The 17683-nt window shown below is 46.2% G+C and carries 14 protein-coding genes; 5 read left to right on the forward strand and 9 right to left on the reverse strand.

Annotation, left to right across the window (positions count from 1 at the left end):
- Position 1 precedes the first annotated feature (1 nt).
- From mfd to PK654_RS09630, 3 genes are all read left to right on the forward strand, one after another.
- Complete coding sequence (gene mfd / locus PK654_RS09620) at positions 2 to 3466, forward strand: transcription-repair coupling factor (protein ID WP_271695561.1); 3465 nt, start codon at positions 2 to 4, stop codon at positions 3464 to 3466.
- Positions 3467 to 3596: 130 nt separating this feature from the next.
- Positions 3597 to 4385, forward strand: coding sequence for a peptidoglycan binding protein CsiV (locus PK654_RS09625; RefSeq protein WP_271695562.1), 789 nt, complete (start codon positions 3597 to 3599; stop codon positions 4383 to 4385).
- A gap of 61 nt (positions 4386 to 4446) precedes the next feature.
- Complete coding sequence (locus PK654_RS09630; RefSeq protein ID WP_271695563.1) at positions 4447 to 4983, forward strand: GNAT family N-acetyltransferase; 537 nt, start codon at positions 4447 to 4449, stop codon at positions 4981 to 4983.
- A 60-nt stretch (positions 4984 to 5043) separates the two neighbouring features.
- Here PK654_RS09630 and PK654_RS09635 read toward each other — a convergent pair whose 3' ends face one another.
- The 7 genes from PK654_RS09635 to hinT all read right to left on the reverse strand — a co-directional run bounded on the left by PK654_RS09635 (position 5044) and on the right by hinT (position 10895).
- Positions 5044 to 6333, reverse strand: coding sequence for an NAD(P)/FAD-dependent oxidoreductase (locus PK654_RS09635; protein WP_271695564.1), 1290 nt, complete (start codon positions 6331 to 6333; stop codon positions 5044 to 5046).
- Between the two features lie 203 nt (positions 6334 to 6536).
- Positions 6537 to 7076, reverse strand: a complete 540-nt coding sequence (gene ycfP / locus PK654_RS09640; RefSeq protein ID WP_271695565.1) for an alpha/beta hydrolase YcfP — start codon at positions 7074 to 7076, stop codon at positions 6537 to 6539.
- A gap of 153 nt (positions 7077 to 7229) precedes the next feature.
- Positions 7230 to 8093 (reverse strand): phosphotransferase, encoded by an 864-nt coding sequence (locus PK654_RS09645; protein WP_271698851.1) that lies wholly within the window; start codon positions 8091 to 8093, stop codon positions 7230 to 7232.
- A gap of 47 nt (positions 8094 to 8140) precedes the next feature.
- Positions 8141 to 8731 (reverse strand): penicillin-binding protein activator LpoB, encoded by a 591-nt coding sequence (gene lpoB / locus PK654_RS09650; RefSeq protein ID WP_271695566.1) that lies wholly within the window; start codon positions 8729 to 8731, stop codon positions 8141 to 8143.
- Between the two features lie 9 nt (positions 8732 to 8740).
- Positions 8741 to 9130 carry a YcfL family protein gene (locus PK654_RS09655; protein WP_271695567.1) on the reverse strand — a complete coding sequence of 130 codons (390 nt, stop codon included), beginning with the start codon at positions 9128 to 9130 and terminating at the stop codon, positions 8741 to 8743.
- A complete protein-coding gene (locus PK654_RS09660; RefSeq protein ID WP_271695568.1) occupies positions 9130 to 10518 on the reverse strand; it encodes a COG3014 family protein in 1389 nt (462 codons plus the stop codon). The genes PK654_RS09655 and PK654_RS09660 overlap by 1 nt, the downstream gene beginning before the upstream one ends.
- Before the next feature lie 26 nt (positions 10519 to 10544).
- Entirely contained in the window at positions 10545 to 10895 is a 351-nt protein-coding gene (hinT, locus tag PK654_RS09665; RefSeq protein ID WP_271695569.1) for a purine nucleoside phosphoramidase, read from the reverse strand.
- 275 nt (positions 10896 to 11170) lie between these two features.
- On the opposite strand from hinT, the gene PK654_RS09670 reads away from it, so the two are divergent.
- On the forward strand, positions 11171 to 13162 hold the full coding sequence (locus tag PK654_RS09670) for a methyl-accepting chemotaxis protein (RefSeq protein WP_271695570.1): 1992 nt from the start codon (positions 11171 to 11173) through the stop codon (positions 13160 to 13162).
- A gap of 210 nt (positions 13163 to 13372) precedes the next feature.
- Positions 13373 to 14533 (forward strand): DUF1887 family protein, encoded by a 1161-nt coding sequence (locus PK654_RS09675; protein WP_271695571.1) that lies wholly within the window; start codon positions 13373 to 13375, stop codon positions 14531 to 14533.
- A 103-nt stretch (positions 14534 to 14636) separates the two neighbouring features.
- Here PK654_RS09675 and PK654_RS09680 read toward each other — a convergent pair whose 3' ends face one another.
- Positions 14637 to 16379 (reverse strand): methyl-accepting chemotaxis protein, encoded by a 1743-nt coding sequence (locus PK654_RS09680; protein ID WP_271695572.1) that lies wholly within the window; start codon positions 16377 to 16379, stop codon positions 14637 to 14639.
- Positions 16380 to 16744: 365 nt separating this feature from the next.
- Positions 16745 to 17503, reverse strand: coding sequence for a uridine phosphorylase (gene udp / locus PK654_RS09685; protein ID WP_271695573.1), 759 nt, complete (start codon positions 17501 to 17503; stop codon positions 16745 to 16747).
- Positions 17504 to 17683 lie beyond the last annotated feature (180 nt).

Genomic DNA, 17683 nt, shown 5'->3' on the forward strand with positions numbered 1-17683 from the left:
CATGTCTACAACAGAACTTTTCTCTTTAGTCGCCCCGGCAAAAGCGGGCGATAAAAAACACGTCGGTCAGCTAACGGGAGCCGCTCTCTCAGTGGCCATTTCAGAACTGGCTGACCAACATGCAGGCCACACTCTTCTGGTGGTACCCGATCCCCAACTGGCGCTAAAACTACTTGGCGAAGTGGAGCAGTTCAGCAGCAATGAAGTGTGCCTGTTCCCCGACTGGGAAACCCTGCCCTACGACAACTTCTCGCCTCATCAGGATATTATTTCAGACCGTATTGCGCGCTTGTACCAGCTTCCGACACAAAATCACGGCATTACCATTGTTCCGGTAAGCACCCTGCTGCAAAGACAATCCCCGCGTGATTTCCTGATGCAGCATACCCTGATGGTAAAAACCGGTGATAACTACTCACTGGACAGGCTGAGAATGCAACTGGAGAAATCAGGTTACCGGCACGTTGATCAGGTATTCGGCCCGGGTGAGTACGCCAGCCGTGGCTCTATTATTGACCTTTACCCTATGGGGAGCAGTGACCCGTTCCGTATCGACTTCTTTGATGATGAGATAGATACCATCCGCACCTTTGATCCGGAAAGCCAGCGAACCATTGACGATATTCAGGAGATCAGGCTGCTTCCTGCTCATGAGTTTCCTACCAGCAAACAAGCCATTGAAGAGTTCAGAAACCGCTGGCGTCAGCAGTTTGAGGCACGCAGAGAGCCTGAATCCGTCTATATGCAGGTGAGTAAGGGCACATGGCCGGCCGGCATTGAGTACTGGCAACCACTGTTTTTCGACCAGACCGAAACCTTGTTCGATTATCTTCCGGACGGTACTCAGCTACTGAGTGTTGGTGATATTGAGAGCGCCGTTGATACCTTTTTACAGGACGTCGCTTATCGCTATGAACAGCGAAGTGTTGACCCGTTGCGTCCGCTGCTTAAGCCGGATGTGCTCTGGCTGGATAAAGAGAAGCTATTCACTCAATTTAAACTTCTGCCGCAGGTTCGCTTGCAGACAGAAGCCGTTAAGGAGCAAGTTGGCCGTATTAACCCTGAGATATCTTCTCTTGGCGAACTGCATGTTCAGCATAAGAGTAAAGAGCCACTCTCTGCCCTGCGCCAGTTTATTGAAAGCTTTACTGGTAAGGTTATCTTCTCCGTTGAATCAGAAGGCCGCCGTGAAGCCCTGCTTGAGCTACTGACACAAATTAAACTAAAACCTGTTGAGACCGGCTCCCTGAAAGAGGCAATTTCCGCACAACACAAGTTCAGTATGATTCTGGGGGCGGCTGAGCACGGTTTTGTTCACAGTTCACCAGATTTTGCCCTGATATGTGAAAGTGACCTGCTGGGCGACCGCGTCATTCAGCGCAGACGTAAAGACCGTAAAGCAGTCAACAGCGATACGGTTATCCGTCATCTTGCCGAGCTAAAACCGGGACAGCCGGTAGTTCACCTTGACCACGGTATCGGCCGTTATATCGGCCTGCAGACTTTGGAAGCTGGTGGGTTAAAGACAGAATATGTGACTCTTGAATATCAGGACGAAGCGAAACTGTATGTTCCTGTTGCTTCCCTGAACCTGATCAGCCGCTATTCAGGCGGTGCTGAGGACGGAGCACCAATTCATAAGCTGGGCGGTGAAGCCTGGAGCAAAGCGAGAAGAAAAGCGGCGGAAAAAGTACGTGACGTTGCCGCTGAACTGCTGGATGTTTACGCCAAACGGGAGCTCAAGCCGGGCTTTAAATTTGAGCTGGACCGCGGACAGTATGCCACCTTTAAAGCCAGCTTCCCCTTTGAAGAGACAGATGATCAGGCGACAGCGATTAACGCGGTTATGTCGGATATGTGTCAGGCCAAAGCGATGGACAGACTGGTTTGTGGTGATGTTGGTTTTGGTAAAACAGAAGTCGCCATGCGGGCGGCGTTTGTCTCTACCGATAACGGTAAGCAGGTAGCGGTACTGGTTCCTACTACCCTGCTGGCTCAGCAGCATTTTGAAAACTTCCGCGACCGTTTTGCTAACCTGCCTATCCGGGTTGAGGTACTTTCCCGCTTTAAATCTGCCAAAGAACAGAAGCAGATTATGCAGGACACGCAGGACGGTAAGGTAGACATTCTTATCGGCACTCACAAGTTGTTACAAAGTGACATCCGCTTTAAAGACCTCGGACTGCTTATTGTCGACGAAGAGCACAGATTTGGTGTCCGTCAGAAAGAGAAAGTGAAGGCCATGCGTGCCGATGTCGATATTCTGACCCTGACGGCAACGCCAATTCCCCGCACGCTGAATATGGCCATGAGCGGTATGCGCGATCTGTCCATCATTGCCACGCCTCCGGCACGACGACTGGCGATTAAAACCTTTGTCCGTCAGCAAGATGATGCTGTGATAAGGGAAGCTGTTTTACGTGAAATTATGCGCGGCGGTCAGGTCTATTTCCTGCACAATCAGGTAGAAACCATTGAGAAAGTGGCGGAAGATCTGGCTAAGCTGATTCCCGAGGCAAGGGTAACCACTGCCCACGGCCAGATGCGGGAACGGGAACTGGAGCGGGTGATGAACGATTTCTATCATCAGCGCTTTAACCTATTGGTCTGTACCACCATTATTGAAACCGGCATCGATGTGCCTACCGCCAATACCATTATTATGAACCGTGCCGACAACCTTGGTCTGGCGCAGCTTCATCAGCTACGTGGCCGGGTCGGACGTTCCCACCATCAGGCTTATGCCTATTTGCTGACGCCACACCCGAAAGCGATGAGCAAAGATGCTATTAAACGCCTTGATGCTATCGCTTCGCTGGAAGATCTTGGTGCCGGATTCACGCTGGCGACCCATGACCTTGAAATCAGAGGCGCAGGTGAACTGCTTGGTGACGAACAGAGTGGCCAGATTCAGTCTATCGGCTTTACCCTGTATATGGAGATGCTGGAACAGGCCGTTGAAGCCCTCAAGGAAAGTAAAGAGCCTTCACTGGATGAGCTGTTAAAAGAGCAGACAGAAGTGGAGCTTAGATTACCTGCCCTGCTTCCGGACGACTATATACCGGATATCAATACCCGCCTTTCCATGTACAAACGCATTGCCAGTGTGAAAAACCGTGATGAACTGGCGGAGATGAAGGTAGAACTGATAGACAGATTTGGCCCGCTTCCCGATGCAGCAAAAAACCTGCTCTCAGTAAGTGAGGTGAAAATCGAAGCGGCCAAAATTGATATCAAGAAAATCGAGGCACACGGAAAAGGCGGTTATATTGAGTTTTATCCCGATGCCGGAATCAACCCAATGTTTCTGGTAAAACTGTTGCAGACTCATCCGACTAAGTTTGCAATGGAAGGGCCGACCAAGCTGAAATTATCCGCTGCTCTGGAAGACAGAAGAGAGAGAATTCTGTTTATCTCTGATTTGATTGAACAATTTCAGCAAAATAGAATGCCAAAAACAGCGTAATTGGTAATATATACCCAAGTAGCCTCAAATGCAGAATTCATCGCGGCATCAAGGTTACTTGAGTATACTCATAACAGAACTAAATCAGGGTTGGCGGAAACATAAATCAGCCAGCCTCTTTGGAGTCAAAATGAAAAAACTGATCCTGTTAATGCTCGCGATTTGTACACTACCGGGTTATGCAGCAGAACGACAATTTGATATTGAACTTATCGTGTTTAAACGCGCCGTTGATCCCGAACAGGTAAGCGAAACATGGCCGACAGTTCTGCCCGCTATTGATGACAGCAGCGCAGGCGAGTTCTGGGATGCTACCTATCTGGAAGAAAAGAAAGCCAGCGATCTTTCAACGGAAAAAGAGAACTTTCAGTTAACGGATCAGGCAGGTAAGCTGATTAATCACGCCGGTTTTGAAGTACTGCTGCACAGAGTATGGCGACAAGGCGACGAAGGTAAAAAAGCGGCGCCTAAATTTCATATTCGCGCCGGTAAAGATTACTCAAAAGAGTTTAACCGTGACGGCAGTGAAAAAATTCAGTTCGCAGATATGACCGATGCCAATGGTGAACCTCTGACAGAGCAGACCATTGATAACCCTCTGTATGAGCTGGACGGTGTTATTCAGGTTTATGTTCAGCACTACCTGTTCCTTGAAGCACAACTGGATTTAAAAGCACCGGGTATCCGCGAAGTGGTGCTTGAAGATAAGCAGCTTGAACTGAGTGAAACGGAATCGGACGATACGGTACAGATTGGTAACTTCGAGCAGATCTCTCCTACGGTTCAGGTAGAACGTTTCCTGAAGAGCTATCGTTTAGATCAAAAGCGCCGTATGCGAAGTAGCGAAACCCATTATATTGATCACCCGTTAATGGGGATCATAATTCAGGTACGAAAAGTAAAACAGACCGCTCAATAACAGTAAAGCTCCCGTCAGGGAGCTTTCTCTATGTCAGCCCGTTTGCAGGAGCTCCCCAGCCATGACACCGGATTTTGAGATATTTACCAACAGACTGCATCTTAGGATTCCGCACAGTGAAGAGTCTGCCTGTTTTGCTAATCTGGTAGCTGAATCTGACTCCCTGCACCGCTGGCTGGACTGGTGTCACGCCGATTTTGACCATAGGGATGCCAAGGATTTTATCGTAGTAAACCGGCTAAACTGGGTCAAAAACCTCTCTTACGGTTTTGCTGTAGTGGAACGCAGCAGTAACCAGTTCCTCGGAATGGTCGCGTTAACAGAGCTTCATCTCACTTCGAACATGGCAACGGTAGGTTACTGGATTGCCGACAAATATCAGAGAAAAGGTTATGCAAAAGAGGCGCTGGAAGCCATTATCGAGCTAAGCTTTGATCAGCTAAAACTTACCCGCCTCGAAGTTATCTGTGATCCCGATAACCAACCCAGCCACAATGTTGTTTTAAGTTGCGGAGCCGTTAAAGAAGGTATCGCGCGCAATCGCTATATGTTTGCCGGAAAGCCCCGGGACGGAGTGGTGTTCTCGTTTATTCCTTAAGCCGTTTACTTTTAGCCACTTAGTTAAAAGCCGGGTAGTCACCCCCGGCTTTACGTTCTGTTAGTGCAGTTTCAAGTTTGGCCTTAATACCCGGTTAATCCGTCCCACCAGCATCATCAGTCCGGTTTTAACCATGCCATGCAGAGCCATTTGATGCATTCGGTACAGAGAGATATACACCACGCGGGCAATCCTTCCTTCCACCATCATAGAACCTTTGGTCAGGTTCCCCATCAGGCTCCCAACGGTGGAAAAGCGGCTAAGAGATACAAGAGAACCGTGATCTTTATAGATATAAGCCTTTAGTGGTCTGTGATTTAACTTGGCAACAATGTTAGTGAATACAAGACTGGCCATCTGATGGGCAGCCTGCGCCCGTGGCGGGACAAAGCTTCCGTCAGCCTGAACACATTGAGCCAAATCACCGACAACAAAAATATCTTCATCGCGTGTGGTCTGAAGGGTCTCTTTTACCACCAGTTGGTTAATACGGTTAGTCTCTAATCCGGCGATATCGCGCATAAAGTCCGGCGCCTTAATACCGGCAGCCCATACCATTATGCTGGCTGGGATCTTCTCTCCTGACTTGGTCGTCAATCCGTGCTGATCGGCTTGTGTCACCATAGTAGAAGTACGCACATTAACCCCGAGCTTAGTCAGCTCCATATGAGCAGCTGAGGAGATTCTGCCCGGCAACGCAGGAAGAATTCGTTCACCGGCTTCCACCAGACTCACATTAAGCTTGTCGGAATCAAGATCGTCAAACCCGTATGTACGTAACTCTTTTACCGCGTTATGGAGTTCAGCGGAGAGCTCTACCCCGGTTGCACCGGCGCCGACAATAGCAATATCTACGCTGCCTTTACCCGAATTAGCGTGCAACTTAAGGAACTCGTTGTTCATATGGGTACGGAACTTATGCGCCTGATCCGGGCTATCAAGAAATATGCAGTGCTCACGCACACCCGGTGTATTGAAGTCGTTAGAGACAGAGCCAATCGCCATGACCAGAATATCGTAGTTCAGATTTCGCTCCGGCATAAGTAACTCACCATCTGAATCTCTGATCTCAGCTAAACGGATATGTTTGCTGTCGCGATCAATCTGTTCCAGTCTTCCTAAGCGAAAATTAAAATGGTGATTCTTGGCATGTGCGCGGTAGCTAAGGGCATCAACTCCGGCATCAAGAGAACCGGTAGCCACTTCATGCAACAGTGGTTTCCATAAATGGCTGGCGTTTTTGTCCACCAGCGTCACCTCTGCGCGGCCTTTTCTTCCCAGCGTATTGCCTAACTTGGTCGCCAGTTCAAGACCTCCGGCACCGCCGCCTACAATCACAATATGAGACATAAGCACACTCCCTCTATTCAAATGTTTAAAGCTGACAAATTAAATTATTTTTGATTTATTCAAATTTTGTTTAATTTGATTATAAGCGGCTTAACTCACTTGGCAAGAATAAGTTGATCTAGATCATAAATTTATTGTGAGAGCGGATAAAAGAAAGGCTCCGCCGGAATACAGAGCCTTTGCAGCAGACAACTAAAAAGTCATTAAGACTCTTTAAAAGCTTTAATTGCCTGAAGGTGCTGAGAGATTTTCTTGAATTTGTGAGTCTGAGTTTCATCCCAGACCAGCTGGTAGTAACTTTCTAACTCTTCAGCCGTTTGTTGGTTATTCAGGTCTTCATCTTGGGTAGACAAAATCACCAGACATTTACCCTGATTTTTGGAGCGATATTGGTCAACGCATTTAGTAGCAATATCTTCATACTCTTCCGGACGGTCGATCTTGCCCTGCATATTGTTTTCCGGATGCAGGTTAGGGTTAAAAATTACCTGCTTAATGCCGCACAAAAAGCCGATTCGTTCAGACCAGTAACCACCTAAGCCAACCCCACAGATAAGCGGATTATCATCGTCGGACTGCTCTATGGCCCTATGTACCTCTTTCAGCAGATGCTGCATATCGTGCTTTGGATGTAAGGTACTGTAATTAATAAATCTGACATCGGGGTCAATAAACTGAAGCTGCAAAACTTTTTCGTGGTTACCGGGACTTGTTGAATCAAATCCGTGTAGATAAATTATCATTATACTTCTCCCTGATCTGAGTCTCAGGTTCCTAAATTGCGTGGCTGGGGACTATCAGCCCTATTTAACATATAAAAACAGCCTGAGTCTGGTTAAATCTACCATGAAATCCGCTAATGTGAACGCTATAAACGGAATTTTATCTTTTGCTGACTAAAAAACCGTACCAGAAAGGTCAATCAGCCTGTTTTCCAGTTGCCTCGCCTCATCCAGATAGCTCTGCTGCTGCCAAAACTGGAAACCCAAATAGTACCATAGCATGGCCATAAACTGATGGCGGGGCTGCCACTGGTTCACTCCCATCAGCCAGATGTCGATATCTTCAATCTGCCTCAGCTTGCAGTAGTCTGCAACGGCATGAGGCATATTCAGACCAGCCAAATCAATGGTCATTGAGAGATCTAATCTGGGGTCGGCCACACCAGCGTACTCCCAGTCGATCACTTTTATCCCCTGCCGTGTCATCACCATATTGTATTGGCCTAAATCCATATGGCACAACACAGGTTCAACAGGCGGGATATTCGGCAACTCTCTCAGACGCTTATAGCAACGTTGCAGCTTGTCGCTTTTGTATTCTGAATTTAACTGATGCCAGTAGGCGTCAATTCTTGCCGTATAAGAGAACAGAGGTACCGGCTTATTATGAATATCAACGGAATGAATGCGGCAAATAGTGCCTATGAGTTCCGTATCACCAATAGGAATCGTGCCGACATCCCCTTCCAGCCATTCAACCAGCAAACCAGACTCCGTCAGCAATATAGGATCAGGCGCAAAATGGTGAGGCTTTAGCGATTCCAGAAGTTTATTTTCTCTGGCGCGGGAAAGGCCGAATCGGCTGGCAATCTGAGAGGCGGGGCGCCAAACGTAATGGGTTCCTCGCTGAGAGGTAATTTTCCAGCAACGATTGGTTAATCCGCCAGCCAGTGTTTCTGCAAAGGCCGGCGGCTCATCGAAGAAGTCATTCAGTGACAGTAGCGACTCATCAAGAGAGACCGCTTCATTCCAAGACATCCTTGCCACTGAACCTCCTTAGCTTCTTTATACATAAGTAAGAAGAATTATAATCCCAGCAAGCTTTTCTCTTGCTGTTTGCGGATTTCAGACTCATCGGCCCACTCTATCAGGCCTGTTTCCAGATCCATCAGTCTCATGGTCATCTTGTAGTAAACATCTTTTTTACTACCGTCCTGCTTCACTATGCTGGCCAGATTGCCGTACAGCATATATTGAGCACCGACCATCTTACCAAACTGAATGGCACTGCTCTGGTTAACCAGCTCGTCATTATTCTGGAAGTTCAGTTGCTTACGTACAGACTCAACCCGGCCCATATCGACAAAGCGGAACTTACCTGAGTTAAGCATTTTAGTACTTATGGTATCCGTGATGGATTCAGTATCAATATGCTCACTGGTTTTGTTCTTGATACGCTCAACAAAAACAATCGGTCTGTTGTCTCTCGTGATATAAGCAACTGAACCGGACATCAACATGCTGTCAGTCATCTCAGCGGCGATTTTTTGTAGATCCGTTGAGCCAAAATCTATGGTCGTTGTCTCCGCTTCCTGCGCATCCCCGTAACTTACCGTGTTAGAACAGCCACCTAAAACCACAGCTAAACCTAATAGAGCTATAACACCTTTTTTCATTACTGTTCCTTATTTATCTGCTTGGCGAATTTGAACGCGAAACTGTTTACCATTCGGATTAATTGAGACCTCTGAAATCGATAATGTTTCAAAGCCTCTTACTATTTTTTGTTTCCATGCACTCTGTTTAGAGTTCACTTCAAGTCCTTCATTGTCATACCAGTAAAAACGATACTGTATATTTTGATCGGCTTTATACTGACTGGTCAGGGTGATTACCCCTCTGGCATGGCCATCCACTTCTGCGGTAGCGATATTTTCAATCAGCAGTCTGCCGCCCAGAACATTGTCTCCAAACATAACGTTCTGAGACTTACCGTCTACCCTTAAGCCTGAAGTATTTTTAGCACAGCCAACCAGTGCGGCTGCCATTAAAAGCGCAAATGCTATTTTTTTCATCAGATATTCCCCAACTGTTTGTGCCAGATTGTTGAACTGTCACCTTGCCGCGACATCCAAACCAAAATCGTTTGATCGGGTTTGGTTGTTACTTTATAAGCCTGACCGGAAAAACTCAGTGTGTGCTCTCCCGGTGAAACCACTTTGCTATTGCTGTAAACCTGAGCAGGAAGTGTCTGCCAGCCCCTTGTATCTGGTTGTTCTGTCAGAACATTCCATACATTCATTAGCAAGTTACCCACTTCATTATTTCTGCTGGTCTCCCGCCGGATCTGCTCCTTGGAAACCACACGTAGTGCCTGACGGATCAGAATCGATGGCATTCGCTCAGTGAGATCCTGCTGAGCCATCAGATTAACATCAACAAGTTTAGATTTGGTAAACGCCTTGCCGTCTAGCTTAATGTTAGCAAACGACTGACTAGCCTGTTGCGGATAATAAGGCACCGCCATTGAATAGTAGGCCAGACTCCCCTGAGAATAGATTGGCAGAGAGAATTCCCAACCCTGCTTAGCCAGCACGACACCCTGCTCATCCAGTACAATGATGCGTGATTGTCCTTTCGGCAGTAGCTGAGGTTTTCCGTACTCTTTTTCCAGTAATTGCAAATCCTGACTCATACCCAGCGCTGAGGCTACGCGAAACGCCCCGTCAATTATCTCGCGGTTTTCAGGCATAACAGCCAGAGCACGGCGATAGTCGACATAGGCGTTGTTCAGCTCTCCAGAAGTTTCATAAAGCAGAGCCGATAAGTAAAGAAGATAACCGTTTTGCACTGCCTGCAACGAATCACCGGCGTCAGGGTAGTTGGAAAGAACCGAACCAAGATTGGGGTCAACACCACTCTGGCGCATCTCACGTTCAGCAGACTTAAGATCTTGCTCACGGGCAGCCTTAGCTCTCTCCTGCACCTGATTAGCTTTACGCATTTCAACCAGAGCACCTTCCAGTGAACTTTTCTTCAAATAGTTAAGCCCGAGATAGAGGTGGAGAAAGCCCAGCTCAAAATCGGCAGGATAGTAGCTTTTCAGATTGTCATTCACAGCCAGAGAACCAATATCTCTGGCACTTTCGCTGAGTGAGATTAATGCCTGATCCTGCTGAACCCGGGTTGCCTGCTCACTGAACTCAAAATAGGACTGGCTCTGTTGGTAGTTCTGATTGAGAAAGGTGACTCTACCTTTCTCCAGATTATCCAGAATCTCTCCGCCAACCATATCAGGAAGTAGCTCTTCTGCCTCTTGATACTGGCCTGCCTCTACAGCAAAATAGACTGCCTGATTTTGCTGGCTGTAATGGCTAAACAGGTTTCCGGCGGACAGAGAAGAGCAAGCCGTCAATACCGTCGTTACCGACGTCACCAAGGCAAAGCGTAATTTTTGCTTCACTCGAAATCTCCCGATTCAGTGCAAAATTAACCTAGCAGAAGCGGGCCAAGCGGACGGCCACCCAGCAGATGCATATGAATATGATACACCTCCTGACCACCGTGGCTGTTACAGTTCATAATCAGGCGATAACCATCTTCATCAATGCCATCTTGTTTCGCCAGCTTCTTAGCAACGGTAAACATTCTGCCCATGGTTAACTCATCTTCCTGTTCAATATGATTAACAGTAGGAATAAGTTTGTTAGGAATAATCAGGATGTGGGTTGGAGCACGTGGGGTGATATCTCTGAAAGCGGTGACTAAATCATCCTGATAAACAATATCTGCTTCAATTTCCTTACGGATGATTTTACTAAAGATAGTTTCTTCAGCCATTTTCATACTCCATTTAATAGATTGCTACATAAAGGCTCAAGTATGCGTTATGCCCTGATAAATCACAATAAAAAAACAGTGTTCATTAATAATTATTTCCTGTAAGCAAAGGTTTAGTTACTTGGTTTTGAGGTGGCTATCTCAGTATGTGTGAAAAAATATCGGTAAGATACATTGTTATTTTTTATTGCACCCAGTCTAATTATTGAGACAGACTTTGGGTCATTTTTATGCTTGTTGCCATTTTTACACTTGATGCAACGTGAGGGGAGAAAATGAAAGGATCAGTCATTAGACGCATGTACGCAGGCTTTTCAGTCATCGTCGTTATGTTTATTGTAACCATCGCAATTATGTTGGGAGGAATCAACGATATACATTCTAAGTTCGGCACGGTAACCAATCGCTCGCTACCTTTAGTTTCACTCTCTAATCTGTCCAGTGTTCAGTTACTTTCAGCCGACAAAGCCTTTAAAGACTTCCTTACCACGCAGAATCAGCAGCGTATGACTCAGATACGCAGCAACTTTGCTGATGCAGAAAAACAGTATCAGCAGATTTTTTCTCAGCTCAACAGTGCCAGTCAGGCCTACCCGGAACTCAGTGACAGTGTGGACAGACTGGAACAACTGGAGAAGCAGTATTTCAGTGAAGCCAGAGAAGCGATGGACAACTATCAGGAGATGTTTGTTAATCAGGAGAAGGTGCAGAAATCGGTACGACGTTTTCAGTCACTGACGTCTGAACTGAACGTCGGGATGAAAGTGTATGTTTCCGGCCAAAACAGCATTTCAGTCAAACTAGTGGCCAAAAGCTACTTTATTAAGCTGAAAGACGCAGAAGTAACCACTTCTGACGCTTTAGCAAGCAATGATACCGAGTTTGTAAAACAAGCTGTTGCTAAAAATAAAAAGGCCGTTTCACACCTGAACTACGCCTTTAACAGCCTCACAACTCAGTTGCCAGCAATTAAAGGTAACTTCGAAGCCTCGGTGGAGCAGTTTACTCAGGATATCGGAAAGCCGGGCGGCGTACTTGATCAACACTACGCTTATCTGGTGGCAAAAAAACGTCTATATACCAATATTGAAAACTTAGCGGCTGAAATCGACACGGCTATGGCTCTGCTGAACGGGTTCAATAAAGTCGCAACAGAAAATCTGGAACAATCTCTTGCCGAAGCTGAAGGCATCTATAACGATGGCATGGTTAAAGCGACGGTTATCGCGGTGATTGTTATTCTTCTGGCAATTGGTATCGGCTATCACATTGCTCACAGTGTCCGTACTCCCCTAAAGCATATTTTTGAAGCGCTGGAATCTCTCACTGAAGGTGATATGACCCGCCGCATCGAAATTAAACATAAAAATGAATTTGGCCGGGTAAGTAAGCACATCAATAGTTTGGCTGATAACCTTCATCAGATTCTGGTGCAACTTAATGACGCCTCGGTCAACCTGACCAGTGCTGCCAGTGAAAACCAGAGTACGTCTAACGATGCCCAGAACCAACTGAGCGAACAACGTGAACAGACTGCGAGCGTTGCTACAGCTATGACTCAGATGGAACACTCCGTATCTGAAGTTACCCAGAGTGCACAGAGCTCACTGCAGAAAGTTCAGCAGGTTGAAGCAGCGTCCGATACCGGCCGCCAGATTATGAACCAGAACATCACCACGATTAATCATCTTGAAGGCAGATTAAATGAGTCGGTTGAGGCTGTATCTCAGTTACGTACCATGAGTAATGAAATCGGTTCGATTCTGGATGTTATCCGTGGAATCGCTGAGCAGACCAATCTGCTGGCATTGAATGCTGCCATCGAGGCTGCACGAGCGGGTGAGCAAGGTCGCGGTTTCGCTGTTGTAGCCGATGAAGTAAGGGTTCTGGCTCAGAAAACCACTGAATCCACTCAGGAAATTGAAGGGATGATCAGCAACCTGCAATCCAGCTCAGAAACGGCCGGCCATGCCATTGAAAGTTGCGTTACAGATATGGAGCAGTCTGTGGCTCAGGCTTCCAATGCCAACAGTTCAATGGAAGAGATTCAGGCCCTGATTCTGGAGATTAGCCATATGAGCAGTCATATCTCTCAGGCCGCTCAGGAGCAGAGTAAAACCACATCAGAAATTGCCCGTAGTCTGGAAGGCATTAACCATATTGCCAGCGAAAGCCATCAAGCCATGGCTACCATTGCCGGGGTAAGCACCAATATGTCCGATCTGGCTCAACAGCAGGAAACTCTGGTGCATAAGTTCAAGCTGTAAGCAGCAAATCTGAAAAATTTTATTCAACAAGGGCGAATTTATATTAATTTGCCCTTGTTTTTTTTATAGTTAATACCATATCGGTTTATAGGTCTGGTATTACTTCTTTTCTGACACTCTTTTTGATCAACGTTTACTTTTCAGTTTCAGAAGACCAACTTATCCGGTAGCAAGATTCCAGCCTGTAATTATAACGACAGAGGACGCACCATGACCGTTCACGTAGGCATAATAGATCAAGACCCGATTCGTCTTATTACTCCGCTTTTAGATAGTCGTGCTTCTTGCCAACATATTATTTTCATTGGCGATAAATCTCAGAAGAGCATGTTTCAGCGTTTAACGTCAGTGCTGAGTCAGCGAGATATCGAAACTGAGTTTTTTGAAATCCCTTCCATTGTTGATACGGCACTGATTCGTCAGGCTATCCACAATCTGGAAGCCGATCTCCGTAATAGCGGCAAGTCCGTTAAACTCAATGCCAGCTGTGGTTTGCGACATAGGTTGCTGACGGTATACGAGATGTTCAGGGGCAATAACTGGGAGATTTTCGTTGTTGAGCCGAACAGCGACAAGATCTGCTGGCTCTATCCTGAGAACAATGCCGATGCACAGCTTCAGGATCATATTACTATCAACGATTACCTGACCGTTTTCGGCGCCAGAGCTGAGTTTAATGACCATGACCTGCCGGACCAACTTGATCAGAAATTGTATGAACTGGGTCAGAAGTGGGCAGGAAATGCCCTTGAATTAGGCCCGGGGCTGGCAACCCTTAACTACCTTGCAACTACCTGTCGTAAAGAGCAAAAGCTGGATGTGGCGCTGACAGAGAAGCAACAAGGTTACCGTGAGTTGAACATGCTGCTTTCCGATCTGGTTGACACTAAGCTCGCCAGCTACAGTAAGGGAATACTGACATTCGTCAGTGAAGATGCCCGTCGTTTCTCCAATGGTGAATGGCTGGAAACTCTGGTTCACAGCACCGTTAAACAGATTCAGGATGAGCTGCCTACTATTCAGGATCGCTCCCTCAACGTTCAGGTATATCGTCAGCTTGGCGAGCGTGAAGTACGTAACGAACTTGATGTTGCTACGGTAGTAAACAATAAACTGCACATTATCGAGTGTAAGACCAAGGGTATGCGTGATGACGGCGACGACACCCTATATAAGCTTGAATCCCTGCGTGATCTGCTTGGAGGACTACAGGCAAGGGCTATGCTGGTGAGCTTCCGTCCACTAAGGCACAACGATATTACCCGTGCGGAAGATCTTGGCCTGGCACTGATTGGCCCAGATGAACTGAAAGATCTGAAGGCTCACCTGACAAGCTGGTTTACCGAAGCCGGCGGCCACGAAGAGCTGTAATTTTAAACTCAAAACTCAGCTAACCTATATAAATTTAAGCGCAGCTCAGGCTGCGCTTTTTGTTATCATTTTTATACCAGATAGCCCCCATTTCCTTAAGGGGTTATTCCACTCTGAACCTGCCGACAATATTCACCAACTGGCCATTCGTATCCGTAAGCTGGTGGGTACTGTTTGCCGTTTCATTACCGTTGGAGTTCAGGGTATAAATCATCTGCTGAATAGCATTCATGTTACGGTTAATCTCTTCAGTTACCGAGCTCTGCTCTTCTGCAGAAGTTGCGATTTGCGCCGTCAAATCGTTTATCTCAACCACGGACTCAGTCATTAAATCAAGGGAAGTCATTACCTGAGAAGTAGTTTCTGCCGTCTGTTCACAACTTAACTTGGTCGATTCCATACTATTTACTACTGCCTCTGAACCGGACCTGAGTTTCGTCAGCATCTCACCTATTTCACTGGTGCTCTGCCGGGTTCTTCCTGCCAGTGCCCGCACTTCATCGGCAACAACGGCAAACCCTCTGCCCTGCTCTCCCGCCCGGGCTGCTTCAATGGCAGCATTAAGGGCCAGCAAGTTGGTCTGTTCGGCAATTTCACCAATCACATTCAGAACTTCCGCAATCTGCTCGGTGTTTTCATTCATTTCACTGATGGTCTCTGAGGTATGGCCTACTTCCTCTATCAGGGCAGATACATTGTCCACGGCCTGCTGAACAATCTGTTTCGACTGCTCAGCTTCACGGTTTGTCGCTTCTGTCTGTTTTGCTGCGGTCGCGGCACTCTGGGCGACAGATTCTGCGGTAGAACTCATTTCATTAATCGAGGTTACGGCAAGTTCCATTTCACAGCTATGAGACTTGAGCAAAGTCTGGTTGGATGCAGCCTGCTCTTCCAGCAGTGCAATTTCATTGCTGATATTATTGCTGGATCCAGACACCTCTTTCATCATACCTTGCAATGTCTCTATAAAACGGTTGATACCATCGGCGATTTTTCCCAGATCATCTTTGCTTTCAACCTTAAGTCTGTGAGTTAAGTCTCCACTGCCGTTGGCTAAATCCGTAATCACTTCACGAAGTGACACAATGGGCTTAAAGGCCATATTTATCAGAAAGATACTGACGGGAACAATCACCGCCGCGGCAATCAGCAAAGCGATAGTAATGGCGTTATTCAGGCTAGCGGTGTTGTTTTGAATATGCTGCTTATCGATATAGCCGTTGAGACTCCACGTTTTATCACCTATCTCAAAACTGTCCGGAACCGGAATCAGGTCGCCATCCTGCTTATTGTTAAACAGCATATTGCCCTGAGAGTCATATAACTCAATAAAGCTGCCCTCCACTGAAGAGGATTCAAGCATCTTCTGAATGCCACTCAGATCTACATAGAAAATATCACCACTCTCACCACCTCTTGGCACCACAATACTGATCAAGGGGGTACCGTCACGGTAAGAGATATCATTAATCAACACCTCTCCGTTTGCCCCTTGCAACATAGAGAGATAGCGTTGACTCCGCGCTTCATCTTCAACGGCACCATTTCTGTCAAATATCAGGTTATATGAAATTTTGACAATATCGGCGAACCCTGTGGCCTCAAGAGTGCTGTTGATCTCCATAATGCTGAAGTTAGAGCTCTTAGCAAGCCTGATATTATTATCCAGATCGCTGATGAGCTGATTCTTTACCAGAATAAGCTGCGAGCGGATATTGCTGGTATCAGCCTTTGAGATGTAATTGCTAATGTGATAGTTCACGCTCAGATAGGAGGTAAGTACCGATACAGAGATAATTGCAATAACCAGCAATAATACCTTGGTTTTAAAAGCTATGTTTTTCATAAATTACCAACAAATGTCCATTTGTGTCACTTTATCTAGACGGCGATGGTATATCTTTTACAAATAATTTTATATGAAGCTTATCACTAATCAGAAAGCATAAATGAATTTTATGATTTTAAAGTGTGTAAAACAGTACTTTTAGTATTCAGAAGAGGAAAAATTGGAAAAGTTATTTTTTATTAATAAGTTATCTTTAATGCAAGAATAGAAAACAATATCATTGCTGATGATATGGGTACTGTTAGTTATTGTTGAAAATACAACAAACTTTACTAAAAAGCTTACTGCTTAAATAGAAACATCAAAAAGGGCCGAACGTTTTCACGTTCAGCCCTTTCAAATAGTATTTAATTGCTAAGCAATTAGATCATTTTGCGCGCAGCTTCAATTACAACCTTGATTGAACGAGCTTCTGTCTCTTTCAGAGTCGCATGGTCCGGGATCTCTTTCTGAGTACGGTTGATAATAACACCAGCAACACAACCCGCTTTCAGACCAGAACTTGCACACATGGTCAGCAGAGTTGCAGATTCCATTTCGAAGTTAAGAACACCCATGTCCTGCCACTCTTGCATAGAGCCCTGGAAACGCTTAACAACGCGGCCAGAGAAAGTGTCATAACGCTCCTGACCCGGGTAGAAAGTGTCACTAGATGCTGTAACACCCATATGAACTGGTGCACCAACTTCTTCAACAGCTTCTTTCATAGCAGTCGCTACTTGGAAATCAGCAACGGCAGGGAACTCCATAGGAGCAAAGTGCAGGCTCGCACCATCAAGACGAACAGAACCAGTAGTAACAATCATGTCACCTACGTTCACATTCTCCTGAATTGCACCAGTAGTACCAACACGCAGGAAGGTTTTAACACCACACTGAGCCAGCTCTTCTACTGCGATAGATGTAGACGGGCCACCAATACCAGTTGAACAAACAACGATAGATTTGCCGTCTAGCTCTGCAAGATATACGTTGTACTCACGATGGCTTGCCAGTTGAACAGGGTTTTCCATTTCGTTTGCAATTTTTGGCACACGATCCGGGTCGCCAGGAATGATTGCTACCGTTGCGCCTTTAAGATCGGCTTCAGTAATACCTAGGTGAAAAACTGGTTGAGACATAGGTGGCTCCTTAAATTGACTAACCTTTCAATTAGCCTTTAATTAATTACGGATAATGGTCAACTTTAGCCGACAAAAGGCCAACATAGAGTGATTATGATCACACGAATGAATGACCAACATTTCACGATTACATAAAAAACCGGTTTGCATCACACTTTTATCTGTTTTTAGCCATTG

The organism is Vibrio sp. SCSIO 43137 (assembly GCF_028201475.1).
Classification (GTDB): domain Bacteria; phylum Pseudomonadota; class Gammaproteobacteria; order Enterobacterales; family Vibrionaceae; genus Vibrio.

Coding starts and splice junctions, on each gene's coding strand:
- mfd (WP_271695561.1), top strand. CDS start 2: ATGTCTACAACAGAACTTTTCTCTTTAGTCGCCCCGGCAAAAGCGGGC.
- PK654_RS09625 (WP_271695562.1), top strand. CDS start 3,597: ATGAAAAAACTGATCCTGTTAATGCTCGCGATTTGTACACTACCGGGT.
- PK654_RS09630 (WP_271695563.1), top strand. CDS start 4,447: ATGACACCGGATTTTGAGATATTTACCAACAGACTGCATCTTAGGATT.
- PK654_RS09635 (WP_271695564.1), bottom strand. CDS start 6,333: ATGTCTCATATTGTGATTGTAGGCGGCGGTGCCGGAGGTCTTGAACTG.
- ycfP (WP_271695565.1), bottom strand. CDS start 7,076: ATGATAATTTATCTACACGGATTTGATTCAACAAGTCCCGGTAACCAC.
- PK654_RS09645 (WP_271698851.1), bottom strand. CDS start 8,093: ATGTCTTGGAATGAAGCGGTCTCTCTTGATGAGTCGCTACTGTCACTG.
- lpoB (WP_271695566.1), bottom strand. CDS start 8,731: ATGAAAAAAGGTGTTATAGCTCTATTAGGTTTAGCTGTGGTTTTAGGT.
- PK654_RS09655 (WP_271695567.1), bottom strand. CDS start 9,130: ATGAAAAAAATAGCATTTGCGCTTTTAATGGCAGCCGCACTGGTTGGC.
- hinT (WP_271695569.1), bottom strand. CDS start 10,895: ATGGCTGAAGAAACTATCTTTAGTAAAATCATCCGTAAGGAAATTGAA.
- PK654_RS09670 (WP_271695570.1), top strand. CDS start 11,171: ATGAAAGGATCAGTCATTAGACGCATGTACGCAGGCTTTTCAGTCATC.
- PK654_RS09675 (WP_271695571.1), top strand. CDS start 13,373: ATGACCGTTCACGTAGGCATAATAGATCAAGACCCGATTCGTCTTATT.
- PK654_RS09680 (WP_271695572.1), bottom strand. CDS start 16,379: ATGAAAAACATAGCTTTTAAAACCAAGGTATTATTGCTGGTTATTGCA.
- udp (WP_271695573.1), bottom strand. CDS start 17,503: ATGTCTCAACCAGTTTTTCACCTAGGTATTACTGAAGCCGATCTTAAA.